The following is a 20,737-nucleotide window of genomic DNA, read 5'->3' as shown; positions in this document are numbered from 1 at the left end:
CGCCGTCACCACGATAGCGATTGCGCCAGCCATCCCCCCCTCCACCTTCAGCAGATCATCAATCATGGGCGGCACTCTCCCCCCGCAACAACGCAATCGCTCGACGAGCAGCGCACATGAACGCCGAATGACGATCACGCTTTGGCTGGTCGCCGCCGGATTCTTCATGCAGACGCTCGATACCACGATCGTCAACACCGCGCTGCCCGGCATGGCACGAAGCCTCGGCGAAGCACCGCTTCATATGCAATCGGTGGTCATCGCCTATTCGCTCACCATGGCCCTGATGATTCCGATTTCCGGATGTCTGGCGGACCGGTTCGGCACGCGGCGGGTATTTTTCTCCGCGATCGTCATCTTCACGCTCGGATCGCTGTTGTGCGCAAACGCGCAAACGCTGTGGCAGCTGGTGCTGTTTCGCGTCGTACAGGGCGCAGGAGGGGCGATGCTATTGCCGATCGGACGGCTCGCCGTCATTCGTTCGTTCTCGCGCGAACGCTACCTGCCTGCCCTCACGTTCATCGCGATACCTGGCCTAGTCGGACCGCTGGTCGGTCCGATGCTCGGGGGCTGGCTCACAGAAGCCGCGTCCTGGCACTGGATATTCCTGATCAACGTACCGATCGGCGTGCTCGGGTGTGCCGCGACAGCGATCTACATGCCGGGAGAACCGCTGCCCACCGCTGGCCGATTCGACGTCCCCGGTTATCTGATGCTCGCCGTCTCGATGCTGTCGATCACGCTTGCGCTCGACGGAGTAGCCGAATTCGGGCTCACGCACCGCGCAGTGATCGGCCTTGTCGCGCTGACATTCGCCGGCATCGGCATGTACTGCTTCCATGCGAGGCGCATTCCGGATCCGCTGTTTCCGCTGAAGCTGTTCGACATCCGCACGTTCAGGATCGGCCTATCGGGGAATGTGCTGGCGAGAATAGGCGCAGGTGCCATGCCCTATCTGCTGCCGCTCCTGCTCCAGGTCAGCCTGGGATACGCTCCGTTTCACGCCGGCATGATGATGCTCCCGATCGCGGCGGCCGGCATGGCATGCAGACCGCCGGCCGTTCGGCTGATCACATCTTACGGCTATCGCAAGGTTCTCCTGATCAATACGCTGGCGATGGGTTTGTCAATGTCGTGCTTCGCATTGATATCGCCGTCGCAACCGGCATGGCTGCATGTCGCGCAGTTTGCCATGTTCGGCGCGGTCAATGCGACTCAGTTCACCGCGATGAACGCGGTTACGCTGCGGGACCTGGGAACGGTCGGCGCAAGCAGCGGCAACAGCCTCTTCTCGCTGGCGCAAATGCTGTCAATGAGCCTCGGCGTGACGATTGCGGGCGCCTTGCTCGACCAGTTCACTGAGATGTTCGGCCACCAAACACATTTCCAGACGCTCACCGCCTTTCACGCCACATTTGCATGCATCGGTCTCGTCACTGCGTCGGCCGCACTGATCTTTGCGCGGTTGACGCCTGAAGCGCGCGTGGTCTCCGTTCACGCCGGCGCCGCCGAGGAGGCATGATCAGGTGCGGCGAGCCGGAGCAGCAGGGGCGCGCGGCCCCCGAGGTCACACGGCATATCGCCGTCGTTGCTTACTCGTCACGTCCGGCACTGCCGACGCTCGCGCGCAGTGCCGGGGCGTCGCTACTCGAAGCGTCGCCGCGAAATGCCTCGACGATCGGCACTGGGAGCGCATCGATCACTTGCCCGCCCGGCATCCGAACTTTGCGATCGAACAGTCGCCGGCCGGCAAAATGCGGATCCGTGACCGCATGCTCGAGCGAGACGACACGCACGGTGCACGTGTCGGTCCCTGCGAAACGTTCGAGCCATGTATCGGCAGTCTGGCCGGCAATCAGTTGCGCCACCCGCTGCTTGACGCCGGGCTCGTCGCCATTCTTCGTCGCCAGTTCCGGTGCGCCGATCACCTCGGTGAAGTTTCTCCAGAATTTTTCCTCGAGCGGAGCGGCGGCAAGATACTGGGCATCTAGCGTCTTGTAAATCTGGTACCGTGCGGTGCCGCCGGTCACCAGCTCTCCCCCCGGCGTGGGCCAGCCGTTGCCCGTCGTTCCGTTGCCCAGCGCCCAGTACATGAACGTGAACAGGTTGTCTGCCATCGAGATGTCCAGCCGGCAGCCCTTTCCGGTCGCATCGCGTTGCTTCAGCGCCAGCAGAATATTGATGACCGCGGGGTATGCTCCGCCGCCGATGTCGGCGATCAGCGCCGGCGGCAACACGGGCGCGCCGTCCGGATCGCAGGACAGCGCCAGCATGCCGGTTTCCGCGAGATAGTTGAGGTCATGAGCAGCGACGCCCGCCTTCGGTCCGCTTTGGCCGTAGCCCGTGATCGAGCAGTAAATGACGCGCGGATTTCGTTCCGCCACTTGCTCGTAACCGAGACCGAGACGCGCCATGACACCCGGTCGAAACTGCTCGACCAGTACATCCGCATCGTCGATCAGCGCCAGAACCGCCTCTCGACCGGCGACGCTCTTCAGATCGAGCGCCACCGAGCGCTTGCCGCGGTTCAGCATACCGAAGTTGACGCTGTCGGTCCCGGCCTTCGGAACGTACGAGCGCATCTCATCGCCACCGGCCGGTCTTTCGACCTTGACGACGTCCGCGCCCGCTTCGGCCAGCAGCAGCGTGCATAGCGGGCCAGGCAACAGCGTGCTCAAATCGACAACCTTGACACCCTTCAGAGGCTGATTCATCGCTCGCCGCCTTCCGCACGCTGATGTGCGACCTGGGCCCGCCGCGCCGGCGCATACGCACTGTCGCCCAACGCTTCATAAAGCGCCCGCGTCACGCTGTGGTGATGATTCAGACCGGTACGCTCGAGCAGCGCGATCGGCCCCTCCGGATAACCGAGCCCGAGGCGCAGCGTCGTATCGAGATCAGATGCGGTTGCCAGCTTCTCGTCGAGACGGCGCAGCGCCGCGTTGTAATACGGCCGCACGAGCCGATCGACGATCCGGCCTGGAAAATCACCACAAAGGGCGACTACGAAGCAGGCGTCCTCGAACACCTGCTTCGCCTGGGCGAGCGCCGATTCGTCGGGCTGAGCCGGCTTGACGAGCTCGATCAACCGGCTCGGCTCGGCATCGCCCAGTCGAAAGCGCGCAAAGCCGAACACGTTCGGCGCTGCGCCGCCACGCTGATCGGCCGACGCGGAATCACCGGTATGAACCGCGAGGCACTCGTGACCGAGCTCCACCAGAACGAAAGGCACATCTGCGGGGTTCCAGCCGCCGTCGATGTCATGCGAGAATGCCGTCCCGGCCTTCGAGCCGATGTAAACGCGTGCCGCGGCGTCATCGCGCGCCGCTTCCACAAATGCGTGACCGCCCTGAAAGGAACGGCTCTCGCCGCTCTGGATAATGCGATAGCTCATCGTCATGCTCCGAACATCTTCGTGTCGTTATACGTGTGGAAGCCTTGCCCCGCCTTCTTGCCGAGGCGACCTGCCGCGATCATCCGTCTGACGAGCGGCGGACACGCGGCGCGCGCTTCGTGCGTGAGTCCGTGCATCGCTTCGCAAAGCAGACGCTGCGTATCCAGGCCGACCAGGTCGAGCAACTCGAGCGGACCCATCGGATAGCCGAGCGCGGTCTTGATTGCCTTGTCGATGTCGGCCGGCTCCGCCACGCCCTGCTCGACGAGCCGGATCGCGTCGTTGTTGAACGGAATCAGGAAGTAGTTGAGGATGAAGCCGGGCGTGTCCTGGGTCCGGACCGGGCGCTGACCCAGCGCTTCGGCAAAAGCCCATGCGCGCTCGAACGATTCATCGCTCGTGTTCATCCCGGGCGACATTTCGATCAGCTTCATCAGTTGGGCCGGCAAGCAGAAATGCATGCCCACGAAGCGATCGGGCCGGCCCGAGCCGCCCGCGATCTCGGTAATCGAGATTGTCGATGTGTTTGATGCGAACAGCGTATGTGCCGGGCACACCTTGTCCAGGGTACTGAACAGTTGGTGCTTGACGGCCAGATCCTCGAACACCGCCTCGATCACGACGTCGCAATCGGCGAGGTCGTCGAGCTTTGTCGTCCCGTGCCAGCGGGACATAATTTCCGGCACCGCGTCGGCAGGAAGCTTGCCACGCTCTGCCGATTTCCTCAGAAAGCTTTCGGCCTGGCCGCGCGCGCGCTCGAGCGCCTCTTGCCTGGTGTCATACACGCGCGTCACGAACCCCGCCCGGGCCGCGACGATCGCGATACCCGTGCCCATCGTTCCGCCACCTGCGATTCCAACTGTCTTGATTTGCGCCATGCGCGTCTCCTATTTGAGAATGAAGCTGCGACCGATCAGTTGGCGATGAACCTGATTGGTTCCCTCCCAGATCTGCGTGATCTTCGCGTCGCGCATCAGCCTTTCGACGCGATAATCCGAGCAATATCCGTAGCCGCCAAGCAGTTGGACCGCATCCGTCGTGATACGCATTGCTGCGTCCGATGCGCGCATCTTGAGCATCGACGCTTCGATCCCGAAATCCGTTTCCCCGGCGTCGACCATTCCGGCCACCTGCCAAAGCCACGATTCGCACAGCGCGAGCTCCGATGCAAGATCCGCCACCATGAATTGAATGCCCTGGAACTCGATCACCTTGCGGCCCGATTGCTTGCGCTCGTTGATATACGCCACGGCATCCTCGAAGGCACCGCGCGCGATGCCGAGCGCATGCGCCGCAACGCTAGGTCGGGAGCGGTTCAGCGAACCCAGCAGAATGCGCAATCCGTCGCCAGGTTCTCCCACCAGATTCGTACGAGGTACGCGACAATTGTCGAACGACAGCGTCGCCGTCCCCGACGCGCGCGTTCCCATCTTGTCTTCGACGCCGATCACGCTGAGGCCGGGCGTCCCCTTCTCGAGGATCAGCACCGAGATCGCGCGTTTCGGATCGTCGATGCCGTCCCACTTTCCGAACAGCAGATACAGGTCGGCGACATCCCCGTTGGTAATGAATGTCTTGCCGCCGTTGATCACGATCTCGCCGCCATTCTCGCGAAACGTCGTCCGCATACCGGTCGCGTCGGAGCCGGCACCGGGCTCGGTAATCGCCAGCGATGCGAGCGCACCGCCCGCCACCGCCGGCAGAAAGCGCTGCTTTTGCCCTTCGCTGCCGTACTCGATCAGCGGCTTGATCGCGTGGAAATTCGTTGCCCAGATAATGCCGGTCGCCGCGCATGCCTTTGCGATCTCCCGCACGCAGAGCGCGTAGCACGTGAACGACAGTTGCGCACCGCCGTACGCATCCGGGATGAACATGGCATTCAGGCCAAGTTCATTGATCGCGTCAATGTTCTGCTGCGGAAACGTACCGGTACGGTCGTACTCGGCCGCATAAGGCGCAATCCGATCCCGCGCGAGCGCGCGCACGCTGTCCACGATCATCCGCTCGTCGTCGTTCAGGCGAATGCGAGAATCGATTCTCTCCAGTATGTTCATTCCATGTTCCGATTCGATTGGCAACCATCGACGAGCCGATATCGGCGACGGCACTCTACCGGCCGTCGGCACGCCGTCGTTCATACCCGCGTCAAGCGTCCTTGAATACCGGAGATCGCTTTTCGATGAAGGCGCGCATACCTTCGGCCGCGTCTTGCGTGCGGTATGCGAGCGTCGACAAATCCGCTTCCATGCGGAGTCCTTCGCCGAGATCGACGTCAGCGGCACGGCGCACGGCTTCACGCGCCAACAGCGACGAGCACGTGCTGAAGCCGATATAGCGCTGCGCATACTCGGCCCCGAGCGCCCGCGGATCGCCATCCTCGACGATGCAGTTCACGAGGCCAATACGCTCCGCCTCCTCTGCACCAACGGTTCGCCCGGACATGATGATGTCGAGCGCCCGCGCTTGGCCCACTAGGCGAGGCAGACGTTGCGTGCCGCCGTAACCGGGAATCAGGCCGAGTTTGATTTCCGGCAAGCCGACCTTCGCCTTTACCGTGGCGATGCGGAACGTACATGCCATTGCAAGTTCGAGACCACCGCCGAACGCATAGCCGTGAATGACGGCAATCGACGGAATGCGCAAACGGTCGAGCTTCGCGAACGTCGCCTGGCCAAACAATGCGCCGTCCCGCTCCGCGATAAGATCCCGTCCCATCAATTCACGAATGTCCGCGCCCGCGCAAAATGCCTTGTCGCCGTGGCCGGTGATCACCAGCGCGCGTGCATCCGATGCGGACACGCGATCGAGGGCATCGGACAATTCCTGCAGGACTTCGAAGCTCAGTGCATTGAGTGCCTCCGGTCGGTTCAGCGTGATATACGCAATCGGACCTTCGACACTGATTTGAATCGGCATGACATTCTCCTGACCACTCTTGAATGGCGACGTTTCGCCGGTCGACCATGAATAAGCAAACATCGCGCCAACGCTGGAGTTTGCCTATATCTACGCTTAAACGGTCAGAAGTGTCCGCGCCAAAGACAGCGTGTTGCCCACCGCGACAACTGCAGGTTGACCGGTATGCCATTCATGCGAGACCGCCGACACCAGCCACGCGGCGCGGCGGTACGACCGTCCGGACTATTCAGCCCCTGCGCCCTCGATCGAGCGCAAATCGTCCGACGGTCTGGCCTGTCCCTGGTTTCTGGTCGCACGCCATGCGAAGAACAATTGCGCCATCAGCAACACGACGCAGGTGCCCATGAATGCAGCGCTGATCGGACGTTCGAAGAACACAAGCGCGTCGCCCCGGGACAGCAGTAGCGATCGCCTAAAATTCTCTTCTACCATCGGGCCCAGCACGTACCCGAGCAGAATGGTCGAGACGGGGAACTCGAGCGCCAGCAGCACCGCGCCTATCAGGCCGAATACCAATACCTCGCCCACCTCGAACAGACTGTTGTTCGTGCTGTAGACCCCCACGGCGATAAAGAACAGCGCCGCCGGGTACATGTACCGGTACGGCACCTGAAGCACCTTTACCCAGATGCCAATCATCGGTACATTCAGGATCAGCAACAGAACGTTGCCGATCCAGAAACTCGCGATCAACCCCCAGAACAGATCGGCATGCTCCGTGATCAACTGCGGTCCCGGCTGATATCCCTGGATCAACAACGCGCCAAGCAGCAGTGCCATCACCGCATCTCCCGGGATACCGAGGCTCATCGTCGGGATGAAATCGACTTGGGTCTTCGAATGCGTCGACGCCTCGGGGCTCGCCACACCCTCGATCGCGCCATGTCCGAACCGCTCCGGCGTTTTCGATATCTTGCGTTCGAGCGCGTATGCGATGAACGTCGTGATCGTCGGGCCGGTGCCGGGAATCGCGCCGAACAGCGTGCCCACGAGCGTGCCGCGCACCATCGGCATGAACGAACGTTTCAGTTCCGCGCGCGACGGCCGCATGTCGCGCAGACGTACCTTCGCGTTCGTGCCGACGAAGTGCACGCGGTTAACGTTACGGAGAAAATCGGCCACACCGAACAGCCCCATTGCCAGTGCAACGAGTTCGAGATGGTTGGACAGATCGACCAAACCGAACGTGAATCGTTCGACCCCGGTGTTGACGTCCGTTCCGACGATGCCGAACAAGAGGCCGAGCGTCGTCATCGCGATTCCCTTGAGCGCAGAGCCGCGAGCCATCGTCGATCCGGCGATCAATCCGAGCAGCATGATCGAGAAGATCTCGGCCGGTCCGAATTCGAATGCGACTTTCACCAGCAGCGGAGACGCGACGATCATCACGACGATGCCGATCGATGCGGCGAAAAATGACGAGATCATCGTTATGCCGAGCGCCGTGCCGCCCTTTCCCTGCTGCGTCAGCGGATAGCCGTCGATGCAGGTCACAGCGTGCGGAGGGTGAGATGGCAGATTCAGCAGAATCGCGCCTATTGCGCCACCGTACTGGGATCCGTAAAAGATCCCGGCCAGCATCAGCAATGCCGGCACGGCATGCATCGTGTAGGTCAACGGCAACAGCATTGCGATCGTCGACAGCGCCCCCATGCCGGGGAGCACGCCGATCAGATTTCCGACCAGCACACCGAAGAACGACCACATCAGATTCTGCGGCAGCATCGCGACCGAGAAGCCGTACCAGAGATCATGAAGCGTTTGCCAAATCATGCGCCACCCCACGTGAATAGCGGAAGTTGGACCTTCAGCGCCCATCCGAATACGACGACGCCGACGACGACCATCGCAAGTGCAAGCACGGTCGCGGAACGCCACGAATTGTTCCGGTCACCGAGTGCCGATATGAAGACGGTCGCGAAAGTCGCGGCAATCAGCCCCAAATATGCCGCGAATACAACGAACGCGACGAGGCCTGCGCAAATGAGCATCCATGCTTTCCACTCTGGCCTGTGCCCGCTGCGCCGCTCATCGGGACCGGCCTTCACCCCCTTGATACCGATCGCAATGCCGGTCAGCGCAAGAACCACGCCGAGCACCAGCGGAAAATAACCGGGCCCCATGCGGGTCAATGTCCCGACGCTATAGGAAACGGAATGGACGGCGACCCATAGCCCGATACCCGTCATCAGCAAGCCACCCCAAACGTCCTTGTTCAAGCCGCGTGCGTGCGCCATGCCGCCTCCCTGTGTGCCTCGTGACGGATTCGGTGAACTTCTCCGTATCGAGCCGGCTGCCGTTCGCACGCGCGGGCTGCATCCACGACGCATGAACGGTGAAATGAAGATGTCGATGTCATGTCTCCTCCATCGGACTTATATGAATGGTTCCGAGGCTCGGTCGCAGTCACGCAAATCACGCGCCACCTTGCCAATGACACGGACTGCCGGTAGGGATCACACGATGCCATCCTCCTTCAGCTGTCGAACGGTGTCGCTTTCGATGTCGAGCCACGCACGCAGCACGTCCTGGCTATCCTCGCCAAGGCGAGGTGGCGGCTTGCGAAACGTATGTGCGTTTCCGTCGACATGGATGCCCAGTCCGACCTGCGGAATCTGCGCTTCACCGCGTGGGACCACATAAAAGAATCCGCGGCGCCGCAGTTCGGGATCGGCTGCCACTTCGTCGATCCGATTGATCGGACCGGCCGGGATACGGGCTTCGCGGAAGATGCCGAGCCAGTGATCGCGACGCTTCGTGCCGATGATGGACTGAATCTTCTCGACGATCTCGTCACGCAAACGACGGCGGTCGCTGTTGCTCGCGTAGCAGGCAGCCTGTCCGAATTCCGGCTCGCCTACCGCGCGCCAGAATCGCTTCCAGATGCCATCATTGCCCAGACCGATCGTGAGCGGCGCGTCGGCAGCCTGAAAAACCTGGTAGACGGCGATGACGCTGTCTCGCCCCCCCAAACGGCGAGGCGCCTCGCCGGAACCGAGATAGGGAACAATTCGCGGCGTCATGAAACGAGTCATGCTCTCGATCATCGAGACATCAATACAATGTCCGTGTCCGGTACGATTGCGATCGACGAGCGCTGCGAGCACCGCGAGCGCCGCATCGCTGCCGGCAAGCAGGTCGGCGGCCGGCGTACCGATTTTTTGCGGACCGCTTTCCGCCTCGCCGGTCAGATCCATCACGCCGCTATAACCTTCGGCGATCAGGTCGTAGCACGGCATGTCGCTGCGTTCGCCATCAAGACCGAAACCCGATACCGAAGCATGGATAAGCCGCGGGTTGACCTGTCGGAGACTCGCGTAGTCGATACCCAGCTTGCGTTGAATTGGCGAAGTCCTGTTGACAACCACGACATCGGCGCTTGCAACCATCCGTTTGAGCAACTCGAGTCCCTGGGGTTTGCTGTAATCGAGCGTTAGGCTGTGCTTGTTGCGGTTCACGCTGAGATACCAAAGCGACTCGCCATCAAGAAACGGGGGGCCCCAAGCGCGCACGTCGTCACCTTGGCCAGGCGGCTCAATCTTGACGACCGTCGCACCGAAATCCGCGAGCAGCAGCGTGGCGTACGGTCCCGCAACGGACGAAGTGAGGTCCAGCACGCGCACCCCGTCGAGTAGTTTCAAAGGGGTTTTCTCGCAGAGAGTGGGCAATGGGTCGAATGCGTTCATGTTTTTCGTCAGGAAAATTGGTAGCAGCAGCATTCGCACGGCAAGTCCCGTGCCATACGGCCGCTGATCGTCTTCCCAAACCCGTTTGCAAGATAACCGCCCCGTGCGGCTAGCAAGCGCCCCCCCCGACTCGCATGTGTGTCGTCGGCATGGTCAGCATGTCGACGAAGCGTATAAACATGTCGTCGAGGCAGACACGCCGCCGATGCTCCCTGAAAATCTCGTTGAGTCGCGACGTCGACAACGGCATTACGCGATCTTTATGATCGAATGAAACGCGTTCTACCGTGCAGATGGTTCGCAACACCTAAAATGCGTCGGAGAAATGGAGTTTCGCCGTCGGCATGGGTGCGATGGCGAATAGCGGGAAATACACGCCAATTCATGCGGCGGCGGGCATCGTTGGCTTCGCGGATTAACGATCAGTGAAAGGGGCGCGGAAACGCTTCTTTTGCATTGCGAATCCGCCAACTGCCGGCTCAAGGGTATCCGTCTGCAGCGAAATGTGGCACCGATCCGGTCGTGCGATCTTGCCGTGCACATGGTTCAGACGCGCGCTCGCTGCGAAACGGTTTCGACCGTGCATAGCTTTGCACGCAGCCGAAGCGGACCACATCACCACAAACATGCGTGGCATGGAATCTGCATCGCCGAACGCCCCTCCAGCGCTTGGCGTGCCGGTCGCGGATTCGCGAAGCCGTCGAGTGTAGAGATATGTGACATTCAACTAAAACCCGCCATGAACACATTCGATCGCAAACCGTCGTCTCAACGCCTTGTTGAAGCCAATCCCGACGCCATGTCGCACTACAGAAAGATGCGTGGCCAACTGTTTCCGCCCGTGGATGTCGACGAAACAACCTGCGAAATCATGCTCGCGATGCAATTGGCGGTATTGGGCCGCGAGATCCCTTTCAAGGTTCATGCATTGCGCGCGTTGTCGCGCGGCGTGACCAAGGCGCAGCTCGAAGGTTTGCTGCTGTGCGGAATGGGGGTGTCGCTGGTTGCGTTCGAAGCGGCCCAGGCCCTGATCTGGCTGGATGAGGCCTGCGCCGAAACTGATACTCCCCAACCCGCCCAGACCTGACGAACGCGCGATCCCTTCTCGGTACGAGCTGCTCATATGCCATCGGGGTCGGCCGCAGAACAGCCGCGGCGGCTTCCGTGAGCGCGCCCGCTATGAAGCGGCCGGCCATGCCGAATAGACTTCCGGCGACGTAGCACGCACGGATGGTGTGAAATGGTCGTTGCGGTGCCGCCAGATCGCGTGCGCGTGAACAGGCTCCCTATCTGCCGAATGCTTTCTGCCTCTTCGAGATTCATGATCAGGTCCGACAACGACTCGGCAATCTCAGCGCCGATCGTACTCCCCACCAGATCGCGATACTTGTTTTCGATATCGGCATGGGCCCCGTCGCGCCGGTATGGACAAGCGTCAGCGACTCGGAGCCAAGAGTCATGTGTTCGTCACCGGCACCGCTTACAATCCAAGCGGTTGAAGTTCGCGGACAAGATCGATCAATAAGCGCAGGCCTGTCGGCATCTGACGTCTGCTCGAATAGTAAATGTAGAAACCCGGTTCTGAAGGCGCCCAGTCGTTCAGCACGAGACGCAGCCGCCCCTCCCTGACATACGTCGCGACGAACGGTTCGGGAAAGTACATCAGCCCCGCTCCGCCGAGTACTGCGACGAGTCCGGTTTCAGCATGATCGACCGTCAACGACGACGGTACCGCCACTTCGAGCCTCTCATCGCCGCGTTTGAATTCCCATCGGTAAATTCGATCGTCACCAAGGCGATTGCTAATGCAACGATGCTCTAGCAGATCATTGGGGTGATTGGGGATACCGAAGCGGCCAAGATAATCGGGCGCCCCTGCAACGACCCAACGTATATTGGCCGAAAGGCGCTGCGCGATCATGTCCTCCGGCACCGTTCCGCCGTAGCGAATACCCGCGTCAAAGCCCCCCTCCGTCACGTCGACCAAACGATTGCTCGCGACGATATCCAGTTCCACGTCAGGATAGCGCTCGACAAATGTCGGCAGGACCGGTGCTAACAGCAACGTCGAAGCCTCGACGGCCGCATTGACCCGAATGCGGCCTGTAGGCGCATCTCGGAAGCGATTCAGGGTCTCCAGAGCCGTGTCGATCGCCTCGAATGGCATACCGATCGACGCTGCCAACGCATCTCCCGCAGCGGTTAGCGTGACGCTCTTCGTCGTACGGTTTAGTAGACGGACGCCCAGTCTAGCTTCGAGCCCCTTCAATGCATGGCTCAGTGTCGAGGCGCTTACTCCGAGCTCTATCGCCGCACGACTAAAGCTCCTTTGTCGAGCAATAGCCAGGAAATAGATCAGATCAGCCATATCAGATCGATTTATTTGCATGTCAAGAATTCCCGGTTAAAGATCTCTCTGATTTCGCGAGCATTTCGCTCAATGAACTGCATCACGCAAGAACCCCATCGATCTCGCCCTACTGTCGCTTGCCGCAGCGTAGCCTAGGCTCGCCTAGTCTCGTAGTTTACGCGGCGAGTTCTGGTGGCGCTGCCGATAAATCGCGCGTTAGCGGTACTGCTGTCACGGTTCACGGAAACGTCGAACGCCAACAGTCGGATCCTAAATGACTCCAGCCGTGTCATCGAAGCGTTGAGGACCGAGACACCATCTGGAATGCAAGTGGCGTTCGACGACGAGGTGCCGCCTAAGCGGCTGGTGCACGCGCGTCAGAGGTTGCGCCAGCGCGAATCCCGGCGGAAATGAAAGTCACCAGATGCTCGGCCTTGCGCTTCAGGGCGCCGGCCTTGATCTTGCCGCCCGAGATACGCTCGATGCGACTGTCGAACGCGCTCATCACCAACGCGCCCACCGCGAACAAGTAGGCCCAGTGCGCATAGTTGGCGCTATGGCCTGGCAGCGTTCTCCTGATTTCCTTGATGAATTCCGCCGCAAACGGATCGAAATATTGAGCAACGATGCCGCGCTCGGCCTCGCGTGGATCGGAAGCTTCGCGCGCAACGAGTTTGGCATACGCAAGTCCGGACTCGGTATTCTGGATTTGCATCACCGGGAGCACGAAGGCTCGCACGATATGCTCAAGCGGGTCTTCACCTTCGGCGACTGGTTCACGAAGCAAAGCCAACCGGGTGTCGAGCACCGTCTTGCGGCGCTCGAACAGGGCGCGGTACAGGCCCATCTTCGTCTCGAAGTGATACACGATCAGCGGCAGCCCAACCTCTGCCGCCGACGCAATATCCCGCATCGAAACGCCATCGAAACCGCCTTCGGCGAACAGCCGCTCTGCCACGTCGAGCACCCGCTCGCGCTTGCTCGTCTCGACCGCCTGTTGCGCTCCCTTCCCGCGCCGGACGCCGGTCGCCCGTCCCGTGACTTCCTTCGATTGCATGGTGTCTCCGCTGTCCTGTGACTCGATTACCGCGAATGCCATTCCGTTCATTACGCGCCGCCAGTTTACACCAACACAATACTGACTGTACGATCGTACAGTCTGCATAACATGAACGGTGCTATGCGGCGTAGGTGGCAAGTCCCCCAAACCAGGAGCAACCGCACATGACACGACGCTTCGTCGATCTTTCGATCTATCTGGAAAACGACGTCATTTCCGATCCACCGGGTTACGGCCCCAAGATTCAGTATCTGACGCACCGGAATACGGCCAAAGCCGTTACGGCCTTCTTTCCCGGCCTACAGGAAACCGACCTGCCTGACAACGAAGGCTGGGCCATCGAACACATTCAGTTGAGCACACACAACGGTACTCATCTGGATGCGCCGTACCACTTCCACAGCACGATGAACGATTCGAAGGGCGAGCGGGAGCGTTCGACAACCATCGACGAAGTCCCGCTCGACTGGTGCTTCCAACCCGGCGTGAAGCTTGATTTCACCGGCTTCGACGATGGCTACGTCGTGACCGCTACTGACGTCGAATTCGAGCTTGCGCGCATCGGCCACGATCTCAAGCCGCTTGATATCGTCGTCATCAACACGCGTGCAGGCAAGCGCTATGGACAACCCGACTATGTTTCCTCGGGTTGCGGCATGGGCTTCGACGCAACCATGTACCTGCTCGAGCGAGGGGTTCGCCTGACTGGCACCGACGCGTGGAGTTGGGACGCACCATTCGTACATACCGCAAAAAAATATTCCGAAACGCGTGATGCATCGCTGATCTGGGAAGGACACAAGGCCGGCCGCAAGATCGGCTATTGCCATCTGGAAAAACTCCACAATCTCGAGGTGCTGCCACCTCACGGCTTCTTCATCTCGTGCTTCCCGCACAAAATCCGGGGTGCCTCCGCTGGCTGGACTCGCGCAGTCGCGATCTTCGACGACGCCCTCAATGCAACAGCTTGCGACCTGCATCGAACCGTATAGGCGAGGAGCCTCAATGGAACTGAATCACACACACGACGTCACTCAACGCAGCTGGCTCGAAGCGGCCAACGTGGCGGGGACCGACTTTCCGTTGCAGAATTTGCCAATCGGCGTGTTTCGCCGCCGAGGCGGCGGCGAGACTTGGCGCGGCGGGATCGCGATCGGCGACCAGATCGTTGACCTCGCTGCGCTACAGCAGGTGGGCTGCATGGACGGTCTGGCAGTCGAGGCCGCGCGAGCGGCAACAGCAACCACGCTGAATGCACTGCTCGATATGGGGCCGGCTGCCTGGCAGGCACTGCGCCACTCACTCTTCGAACTGCTTCGGGCCGGTAGTCCGCATGAGTCGGGCGTACGGAAGACGCTGGTATCACAAGCGGAAGCCGAGTACGCCGTACCCGTGCGCATCGGCGACTACACCGATTTCTACACCTCTCTCGATCATGCGGTGAACTGCAGCCGCCCGCTCGGCATGGCGATCAGCCCGAATTTCGACTGGTTACCCATCGCTTATCATGGCCGCGTGTCGTCGATTGGCGTCAGCGGTCAGCAGGTCTACCGGCCAAAGGGACAATATCGCCCGAATCCGTCCGCCTCTCCCGTTCACGATGCATGTCGCCGGCTCGATTACGAGCTGGAACTGGGCGCAGTGATCGGGGTCGGCAATCCACGCGGTACTTCAATCCCGCTGCGTGAGGCTCAACGGCACATTTTCGGGCTCTGCCTGCTGAACGATTGGTCCGCGCGCGACATCCAGTCGTGGGAAATGCAGCCGCTCGGGCCATTCCTCGCGAAAAATTTCGCGACGACGATATCGCCCTGGCTGGTAACCCTCGAAGCATTGTTGCCTTACCGCACCACGTGGTCACGCGTCGCCGAACGCCCGCAGCCACTCGATTACCTGTCTTCAGGCGACAACAGCACGGCCGGGGCGTTCGACATCCAGCTCGAGGTGTCGATCCTCAGCGCGCGTCAGCTCACGCAAGGGCTGCAACCGCGTACGTTGACGCGCACCAGTTTCCGGCACCAGTACTGGACGCTGGGGCAGATGATCGCGCACCACACAATGGGGGGCTGCAACCTCCAGCCGGGTGACCTGCTGGGAAGCGGCACCATCTCCGGCCCGTCATCGGGCGAAGCCGGTGCGTTGATCGAACTCACGGCAGGCGGCGCGCAACCCGTGGATATCGGCAATGGTGAAAGCCGAACGTTCCTCGACGACGGCGATACCGTCATTTTCCGGGGCTGGTGCGAACGCGATGGTTTTGCACGAATCGGTTTCGGCACCAACCACGGAACCGTTTTGCAGGTGCCGGCCGCGGAAAGCGCTCATTGACCGCACGTCATTTCGCAACCGGCCACTGATTCAATGCGAGGGTCACGTTCGTGGTCCTCGCGCTTTGAAGCACCGATCCCGTGGACTCGCGGTGTCCGCGCATCGTGCTTGAACACCGCCCCCCAATGCCAGGAAGCATCCGTGAAATCGCCGCCAGCAAATAACGCTGGCGGCGATTTCACGGCATATGTTTCTCGGGTGCGCTAGAAGAGGTGACGAACGCCAACGACGATGCCCACACTGCTACCGGTTGGCTCATACAGCGCACCATTCACGGTGAACCCGGTGTGCATCAACCCGTGGTTGTTCACGCATGCCGCGGAGCCGTACAAGGTCGTTCGTTTCGACAGAAAGTAGTCCAGCCCGGCAGACGCCAGCAAAGAATGATTCGCTGAGTCGTTGCTGTCCCGCATGTACCAAACGCCTACGTCGGTGGACAGTGTCGGCGTGATCAGATATTCGCCGCCCGCAGCGTACACTTTCTCATTGAAGGAACCGGCGATCTTGTAGCTTGTGTACGATCCCTTGAAGGTTGCGCCTCCCCACCTATAGCTCGCGCCGATCGTTCGACCGCTGAATTCGATCGTTGACGGGAATGGCGTAGAAATGCTGGCTGACCCGCCGGGATTTCCACTGAACAGGGCCGCGTTCACGACCAGATCTTTCCATTCGTATCTCACGCGAGCCGCAAATTGGCGCCCCGCCTGAAATCCCTTTGGATCGCCACCCAGTGCAAGCAATGCACTCGCCTGTATGCCGGCGATTGTCGGGCTCGTATAGGACACGGCATTGGCGACGAAAATTCCGGTCGCAAAAAAGTTGCCCATGTAAATGCCGGCCTGACTCCCGAAGAACGACGCATGCCGCGCGTCCGTATCGACGATCGCAAGTCCGAACGGCGAGTATTGCAGGCCGGCCTTGACGGTACCGAAGTGTCCGGAGAGACCAACGAAGGCTTGCCGCCCGAAGAGATTCCCGTTCGAGTTGCCCAGCGCCCCGTTGTTCGTAGTAAAGCCGCTTTCCAGTGTAAAGATCGCCTTTGTACCTGCTCCCAAATCCTCGGCACCGGTGATACCGAAGTGAGAACCCGAGATCCCGCCATCCGTTGCTGATACCTGATGCGGGCCGCTCGCCCCCGCTCCAGCGTCGAAGGTGCGGCTCGTGTACATCACGCCGGAGTCCACGACACCATACAGTGTGACGTTACTTTGCGCATGCACTTTTGGCGGTAAGCCCAGTACTGCGATCGAGATAGGGATCAGCAGCATCGGGCGGATTTTTTGCATCTCGCTCACGTTTTAATGTCTCCTCCAGTTATCCAGGACTACAAAATAATTGATTAAGAGTCTGCCTCTATGCGGCGCTCGACGTATGGCGATCAAATGAAACCGGACCGATGGCCGTTTTGGCTTCTGTCCTCGGAGTCTTGCCAGGCGTGCACGCCGGGGCGTTGGTTTTTCTTGAACCTCCGCCGGTCCGGGATTGATGTCCCTCGCGACATTGCCACGGGCTCGAATCGAAAATTTGAGCGCACATCGGCCGCAATCGGTCCACGGCTTCGATGACGTGGCAAAGCAGTAGCGTGTTTCCGCTGCTTGACGCTCCGCACAAGCGGCCCGCGCCGCACTTGCCTGCGCGAAGTACGCGAACCGACGGGCCGGTTATGTATTCACGGAAAGCGCCAACGGCATCAAGTCGTTTGCTTGCGTCCGCGAAAGGGCATAGAGCTCGAACCAGTTGCACCACTCGACCATCAGGTGGTCCGAGTGGCCATGAATGAGTTCTTCGGGCGCGGTCGATGGCCAGAAGATCTCCAACCGTGCATCGAACCCCGGAAGCGTGTCCCTGAATTGGTGCAGCAAGTAACCAACGGTCTTGCCATCGGGCGTCTCGACGCGCCCCATCATCCGATGCGGCATATCGGGCGCCAGTTCGATCGGGATTCCATTCCAGTCATCCAGATGGCGGAGCTTCAGGAGGGCCGGCGACTTTGTATGGCCGGGTACTTCCAGAATGCCGACACGCCCGTCCGAGAGTGGTAGCGCACCGAGATGCTCAGGGTGGGCCCGGAGCATTGCCGGGCTGTTCGGCCCGCCATACCCCGCCCAGAACCAACTCACGAATTCTGCGCTGGTGCCCACCGCGACGTGCGCTTCGGCAACCGACGAACTGAAGCAACCACTCGCACGCAGCGACCAATCCTTCTCGTTCGATTCGTGCTCCGCGATCTCCTTCGCGAACAGGCTGACCATGCCGTCCGCCCCCAGTTTCTCCATGAGCAAGGCCATCATGTAGCGCGCCCTTTTAACTTCCATTCTGAGGATGTCCTCGCAAGCCACCTCTGTACCTGACTTGAAAAACGTCACTGCTTTCACTTGAACCTCCGTAGCGCGGGTGAACGAGTTGCCATGTTTCCCGACTCGCACCACTAACGCAAGTAAACTTGCGTTAGTGTTTACCGCATGCCTGTCGACCGTCGAGTGGTCGTAGTCGCGGCCGGACTGCCGTGACGAGGCAGGCAGTCGATGAAACGATGTGTAAAATCTGCTCATGCCAAAGTCAGCCGAACAAGAATCGCCGTCGCCACGTCGCCGCCTTGGCGGCCGCAGCGCACGTGTCCGTGAAGCCGTGATCTCCGCAACAATTGCCCAATTGCAGGCAGCCGGTTTCGAGGGGCTCAACATCGGTGCCATCGCAGCGCTCGCGGGCGTGCATGAGAGTTCGATCTATCGCCGCTGGAAGAGCAAGGAAGGGCTGATGATGGAGGCCGTCTTCGAGCTTTTTGCCGAGCACATCGCGATACCTGATCGGGGTTCACTTCACGCGGATCTCGTCGCGCTGCTGTCTGCCACCGCGCAGTACTTGCGAACGGCCGTGGGCAGGTCTGCCATCCAGTTTGTGCTGGCCATGTACAACGATGCGGCCGTAACGAGCGAACTGCGCAGGTTGTGGACGAACCGCTTTTCGGCGGTTCAGCAGATTTTCGATCGCGCCGCAAAAATGGGCGAGTGGCCGCAGGGGGTGGATCCAATGCCCCTGCTTCATTGCCTGATCGGCGCCGTTTATCTACGCACACTGATCCTGCACGAGCGCGTCACGACCGATCAGATTCGAGAACTGACGCGTTGGATGCTTCGCGAACGAGACGCCTGAGCATCCGGCAAATCTAAGAGATCAGACCATCGGGGCCGGTCAAGCGCTCGAAGAAACTCCGTCCAGTGCGATTGGAGCAGCCGATCGTGACATGGTCATAAGGTTCCATCTCGAAATAAGTCGGCTTATCTGGCTGGCGCGTTCATTCGGACGTCACGATCGGTACACGACCGCAAAGGGCGGTTCTGGGACGACGCGAACGACTCTGAACGACCCTTCTCTGTCGTTCCACTCAGGCCGCAGTAGCGACCGCTATCGTGTGTAAAGCGGCCTCTGCCTGCCCGCGCGGGCGGCTTTTGCGTTCAGGCAATGAGCCTAGCCCGTCAGTCGTCCACGCATCATCCAGAGGTTGCTCGGGGCGAACAGCGTATGCAATTGCTGCGTGTTCTTCATCGGCCGCGATAGCGCACCTTCAGATGCCACCGTGCGCGGCGATGAACATGGCGACGGCCGACCGGCAATAGGATTCGATTTCGTTGTCGTCCTCTGCTCTCGCCTCATTGAAGCGTGCAATAAGCAGGAGATCGGATCCTTTGAAAAGCGCGGCAAACAAGCGGGCGGACTGGAGAGCATCGGGTACGTTCAGCATCCCTTTCGCGTGCAACTGACGCAACACGGCCTCGATGTGGGCGATGACACGGGCGGGCCCGGCTTCGTAATGGAGCTTGCTTAACGCCTTTTGATTCGTCTTGTCGGCCAAAACCATGGCTTCGACACTGCGGACGTCCGGGCTCAACAGCGTGCGAAGCAGGGAGGCCCCGACCGCCACCAGCTGATCTTCGGCCGAACCGTCAACACCTTCAGAAAGGGCCTGCGGTGCAAATTGATCGCAGCGTGCCACCATGGCCGCGCTGAACAGCGCCTCCTTGTTCTCGAAGTGCCGATAGATGCTCAGCTTGGATATCTTCGCCCGCTGCGCGACCTTGTCCATGGTCGTCGCTTGAAAACCCAATTCCACGAAGAGTTCGCACGCCGCGTCGACGATCGTTTGGCGAAGCGCCTCGTTGGCGGGCCGACCGCGCCGGCCCTGGCTATTTTCGGTCACGACAATTCCAGTACTTGACAGTATTAAAATACGTGCATTAGGATACCATCCAGTATCTCAATGTGCAAGCCAAGGGCAGGTTTCACCCGGTTGTCCAGATCCAGTTTCCCCGGGCAGCCCGGCGATATCGAGCGGCATTGTCGAGCCGGCCAATACAGCATGGGCAACTTTTTCGCCAATGCCGAAGCCCTGCTCGCTGACCGTCTCAAGCGCGTATCGCCGGACGATATTACACCCCACGCTCGGCCCACCCTCCCTCCACAACACGGAGCCCATCACCATGAATGACGTCATCATCATCGGTGGCAGCTTTGCCGGCCTCGCCGCCGCCCTGCAGCTTGGCCGTGCTCGCCGCAAGGTCACTGTTCTCGATACCGGCCGGCCGCGCAACCGCTTTGCAGGCCACTCGCATGGCCTGCTTGGCCACGATCACAAGCCGCCGCTGGACATCCTGGTCGAGGCGCGGCAGCAACTGGCGCGCTATCCGACGATCAGTCTCGTCAATGCCCGGGCCGAGAGCGTGTCTGGTGCCATCGACGATTTCTGCGTCGTCACTGACGATCACGAAAGCCTGAGGGCGCGCCGCTTGATCCTGAGCTATGGCGTCGCCGACCAGATGCCTGAAGTTCCGGGCTTTGCCGAAAGCTGGGGCACGTCCATCGTGCCCTGCCCCTATTGCGACGGCTTTGAAGTCGCCGGCCAGCATTGGGGCCTCGTCTGGTCCAGCCCGCAGTCGTACCAGTCTGCCAAGTTGTTCCGCGATTGGACTGACAAGTTGACTGTCTTCGCCGATGGGCATGAC

Annotated in this window: 19 protein-coding genes and 1 pseudogene; 6 read left to right on the top strand and 14 right to left on the bottom strand. The window is 60.6% G+C overall.

Translation table 11 applies throughout. The features are described from left to right. Positions 1-127 precede the first annotated feature (127 nt). Positions 128-1,522: a multidrug transporter subunit MdtD gene (gene mdtD, locus DIE08_RS32515; protein WP_203249547.1), complete on the top strand. Its 1,395-nt coding sequence runs from the start codon at positions 128-130 to the stop codon at positions 1,520-1,522. Between the two features lie 70 nt (positions 1,523-1,592). On the opposite strand, the gene DIE08_RS32510 is transcribed toward mdtD, so the two are convergent. From DIE08_RS32510 to DIE08_RS32475, 8 genes are all read right to left on the bottom strand, one after another. After that, positions 1,593-2,714 (bottom strand): CaiB/BaiF CoA-transferase family protein, encoded by a 1,122-nt coding sequence (locus DIE08_RS32510; RefSeq protein ID WP_124905807.1) that lies wholly within the window; start codon positions 2,712-2,714, stop codon positions 1,593-1,595. Beyond that, the gene (locus DIE08_RS32505; protein ID WP_124905805.1) at positions 2,711-3,394 is read right to left on the bottom strand and encodes a 3-hydroxyacyl-CoA dehydrogenase family protein; all 684 of its coding nucleotides are present in this window, start codon (positions 3,392-3,394) and stop codon (positions 2,711-2,713) included. Before DIE08_RS32505 ends, DIE08_RS32510 begins: the two co-directional genes overlap by 4 nt. 2 nt (positions 3,395-3,396) lie before the next feature. Next, the gene (locus DIE08_RS32500) at positions 3,397-4,272 is read right to left on the bottom strand and encodes a 3-hydroxyacyl-CoA dehydrogenase family protein (RefSeq protein ID WP_124905803.1); all 876 of its coding nucleotides are present in this window, start codon (positions 4,270-4,272) and stop codon (positions 3,397-3,399) included. 9 nt (positions 4,273-4,281) lie between these two features. Further along, the gene (locus DIE08_RS32495) at positions 4,282-5,532 is read right to left on the bottom strand and encodes an acyl-CoA dehydrogenase family protein (RefSeq protein ID WP_239007393.1); all 1,251 of its coding nucleotides are present in this window, start codon (positions 5,530-5,532) and stop codon (positions 4,282-4,284) included. 7 nt (positions 5,533-5,539) lie between these two features. Further along, positions 5,540-6,310: an enoyl-CoA hydratase/isomerase family protein gene (locus DIE08_RS32490; protein ID WP_124905801.1), complete on the bottom strand. Its 771-nt coding sequence runs from the start codon at positions 6,308-6,310 to the stop codon at positions 5,540-5,542. Between the two features lie 225 nt (positions 6,311-6,535). Then, positions 6,536-8,086: a tripartite tricarboxylate transporter permease gene (locus DIE08_RS32485; protein WP_124905799.1), complete on the bottom strand. Its 1,551-nt coding sequence runs from the start codon at positions 8,084-8,086 to the stop codon at positions 6,536-6,538. Then, positions 8,083-8,550, bottom strand: coding sequence for a tripartite tricarboxylate transporter TctB family protein (locus DIE08_RS32480; RefSeq protein WP_124905797.1), 468 nt, complete (start codon positions 8,548-8,550; stop codon positions 8,083-8,085). The genes DIE08_RS32485 and DIE08_RS32480 overlap by 4 nt, the downstream gene beginning before the upstream one ends. Before the next feature lie 219 nt (positions 8,551-8,769). Then, on the bottom strand, positions 8,770-9,999 hold the full coding sequence (locus tag DIE08_RS32475) for a CaiB/BaiF CoA-transferase family protein (protein WP_124905795.1): 1,230 nt from the start codon (positions 9,997-9,999) through the stop codon (positions 8,770-8,772). Positions 10,000-10,738: 739 nt separating this feature from the next. Between DIE08_RS32475 and DIE08_RS32470 the strand changes: the two genes are divergently transcribed. Continuing rightward, a complete protein-coding gene (locus DIE08_RS32470) occupies positions 10,739-11,086 on the top strand; it encodes a carboxymuconolactone decarboxylase family protein (protein WP_124905793.1) in 348 nt (115 codons plus the stop codon). A 393-nt stretch (positions 11,087-11,479) separates the two neighbouring features. Here DIE08_RS32470 and DIE08_RS32465 read toward each other — a convergent pair whose 3' ends face one another. Together DIE08_RS32465 and DIE08_RS32460 are read right to left on the bottom strand one after the other, a co-directional pair. Beyond that, on the bottom strand, positions 11,480-12,367 hold the full coding sequence (locus tag DIE08_RS32465) for a LysR family transcriptional regulator (RefSeq protein ID WP_239007392.1): 888 nt from the start codon (positions 12,365-12,367) through the stop codon (positions 11,480-11,482). 337 nt (positions 12,368-12,704) lie between these two features. Continuing rightward, the gene (locus DIE08_RS32460; RefSeq protein WP_059679966.1) at positions 12,705-13,406 is read right to left on the bottom strand and encodes a TetR/AcrR family transcriptional regulator; all 702 of its coding nucleotides are present in this window, start codon (positions 13,404-13,406) and stop codon (positions 12,705-12,707) included. A gap of 167 nt (positions 13,407-13,573) precedes the next feature. On the opposite strand from DIE08_RS32460, the gene DIE08_RS32455 reads away from it, so the two are divergent. Continuing rightward, complete coding sequence (locus DIE08_RS32455) at positions 13,574-14,401, top strand: cyclase family protein (protein WP_124905789.1); 828 nt, start codon at positions 13,574-13,576, stop codon at positions 14,399-14,401. A gap of 13 nt (positions 14,402-14,414) precedes the next feature. Next, positions 14,415-15,737: a fumarylacetoacetase gene (gene fahA, locus DIE08_RS32450; RefSeq protein WP_124905787.1), complete on the top strand. Its 1,323-nt coding sequence runs from the start codon at positions 14,415-14,417 to the stop codon at positions 15,735-15,737. 203 nt (positions 15,738-15,940) lie between these two features. Here the strand turns inward: fahA and DIE08_RS32445 are convergent, their stop codons facing one another. Next, positions 15,941-17,023, bottom strand: coding sequence for a porin (locus tag DIE08_RS32445; RefSeq protein WP_124905853.1), 1,083 nt, complete (start codon positions 17,021-17,023; stop codon positions 15,941-15,943). Positions 17,024-17,398: 375 nt separating this feature from the next. Then, positions 17,399-18,112, bottom strand: a complete 714-nt coding sequence (locus DIE08_RS32440; protein WP_244108029.1) for a hypothetical protein — start codon at positions 18,110-18,112, stop codon at positions 17,399-17,401. 175 nt (positions 18,113-18,287) lie between these two features. Between DIE08_RS32440 and DIE08_RS32435 the strand changes: the two genes are divergently transcribed. After that, complete coding sequence (locus DIE08_RS32435) at positions 18,288-18,890, top strand: TetR/AcrR family transcriptional regulator (protein WP_124905785.1); 603 nt, start codon at positions 18,288-18,290, stop codon at positions 18,888-18,890. Positions 18,891-19,205: 315 nt separating this feature from the next. On the opposite strand, the pseudogene DIE08_RS32430 reads toward DIE08_RS32435, so the two are convergent. Next, positions 19,206-19,312, bottom strand: a pseudogene (locus tag DIE08_RS32430) (IS5/IS1182 family transposase); the annotation flags it as partial. Continuing rightward, entirely contained in the window at positions 19,303-19,935 is a 633-nt protein-coding gene (locus DIE08_RS32425) for a TetR/AcrR family transcriptional regulator (protein ID WP_124905783.1), read from the bottom strand. The gene DIE08_RS32425 and the pseudogene DIE08_RS32430, both read right to left, overlap by 10 nt. Positions 19,936-20,215: 280 nt before the next feature. Between DIE08_RS32425 and DIE08_RS32415 the strand changes: the two genes are divergently transcribed. After that, positions 20,216-20,737: NAD(P)/FAD-dependent oxidoreductase (locus DIE08_RS32415; RefSeq protein ID WP_148096091.1), on the top strand; the 522-nt coding region annotated here is incomplete at its 3' end.

Source organism: Burkholderia sp. Bp9004 (assembly GCF_003858025.1).
GTDB lineage: Bacteria > Pseudomonadota > Gammaproteobacteria > Burkholderiales > Burkholderiaceae > Burkholderia > Burkholderia diffusa.
This window is presented reverse-complemented; position numbering and strand designations above follow the sequence as displayed.

Excerpts from the sequence above, each read along its gene's own strand:
- DIE08_RS32465 (WP_239007392.1), bottom strand. The coding sequence starts at position 12,367 with ATGGCTGATCTGATCTATTTCCTGGCTATTGCTCGACAAAGGAGCTTT.
- DIE08_RS32435 (WP_124905785.1), top strand. The coding sequence starts at position 18,288 with ATGCCAAAGTCAGCCGAACAAGAATCGCCGTCGCCACGTCGCCGCCTT.
- mdtD (WP_203249547.1), top strand. The coding sequence starts at position 128 with ATGACGATCACGCTTTGGCTGGTCGCCGCCGGATTCTTCATGCAGACG.
- DIE08_RS32480 (WP_124905797.1), bottom strand. The coding sequence starts at position 8,550 with ATGGCGCACGCACGCGGCTTGAACAAGGACGTTTGGGGTGGCTTGCTG.
- DIE08_RS32490 (WP_124905801.1), bottom strand. The coding sequence starts at position 6,310 with ATGCCGATTCAAATCAGTGTCGAAGGTCCGATTGCGTATATCACGCTG.
- DIE08_RS32500 (WP_124905803.1), bottom strand. The coding sequence starts at position 4,272 with ATGGCGCAAATCAAGACAGTTGGAATCGCAGGTGGCGGAACGATGGGC.
- DIE08_RS32505 (WP_124905805.1), bottom strand. The coding sequence starts at position 3,394 with ATGAGCTATCGCATTATCCAGAGCGGCGAGAGCCGTTCCTTTCAGGGC.
- DIE08_RS32485 (WP_124905799.1), bottom strand. The coding sequence starts at position 8,086 with ATGATTTGGCAAACGCTTCATGATCTCTGGTACGGCTTCTCGGTCGCG.
- DIE08_RS32510 (WP_124905807.1), bottom strand. The coding sequence starts at position 2,714 with ATGAATCAGCCTCTGAAGGGTGTCAAGGTTGTCGATTTGAGCACGCTG.
- fahA (WP_124905787.1), top strand. The coding sequence starts at position 14,415 with ATGGAACTGAATCACACACACGACGTCACTCAACGCAGCTGGCTCGAA.
- DIE08_RS32475 (WP_124905795.1), bottom strand. The coding sequence starts at position 9,999 with ATGAACGCATTCGACCCATTGCCCACTCTCTGCGAGAAAACCCCTTTG.
- DIE08_RS32445 (WP_124905853.1), bottom strand. The coding sequence starts at position 17,023 with ATGCAAAAAATCCGCCCGATGCTGCTGATCCCTATCTCGATCGCAGTA.
- DIE08_RS32495 (WP_239007393.1), bottom strand. The coding sequence starts at position 5,532 with ATGAACGACGGCGTGCCGACGGCCGGTAGAGTGCCGTCGCCGATATCG.
- DIE08_RS32460 (WP_059679966.1), bottom strand. The coding sequence starts at position 13,406 with ATGCAATCGAAGGAAGTCACGGGACGGGCGACCGGCGTCCGGCGCGGG.
- DIE08_RS32470 (WP_124905793.1), top strand. The coding sequence starts at position 10,739 with ATGAACACATTCGATCGCAAACCGTCGTCTCAACGCCTTGTTGAAGCC.
- DIE08_RS32455 (WP_124905789.1), top strand. The coding sequence starts at position 13,574 with ATGACACGACGCTTCGTCGATCTTTCGATCTATCTGGAAAACGACGTC.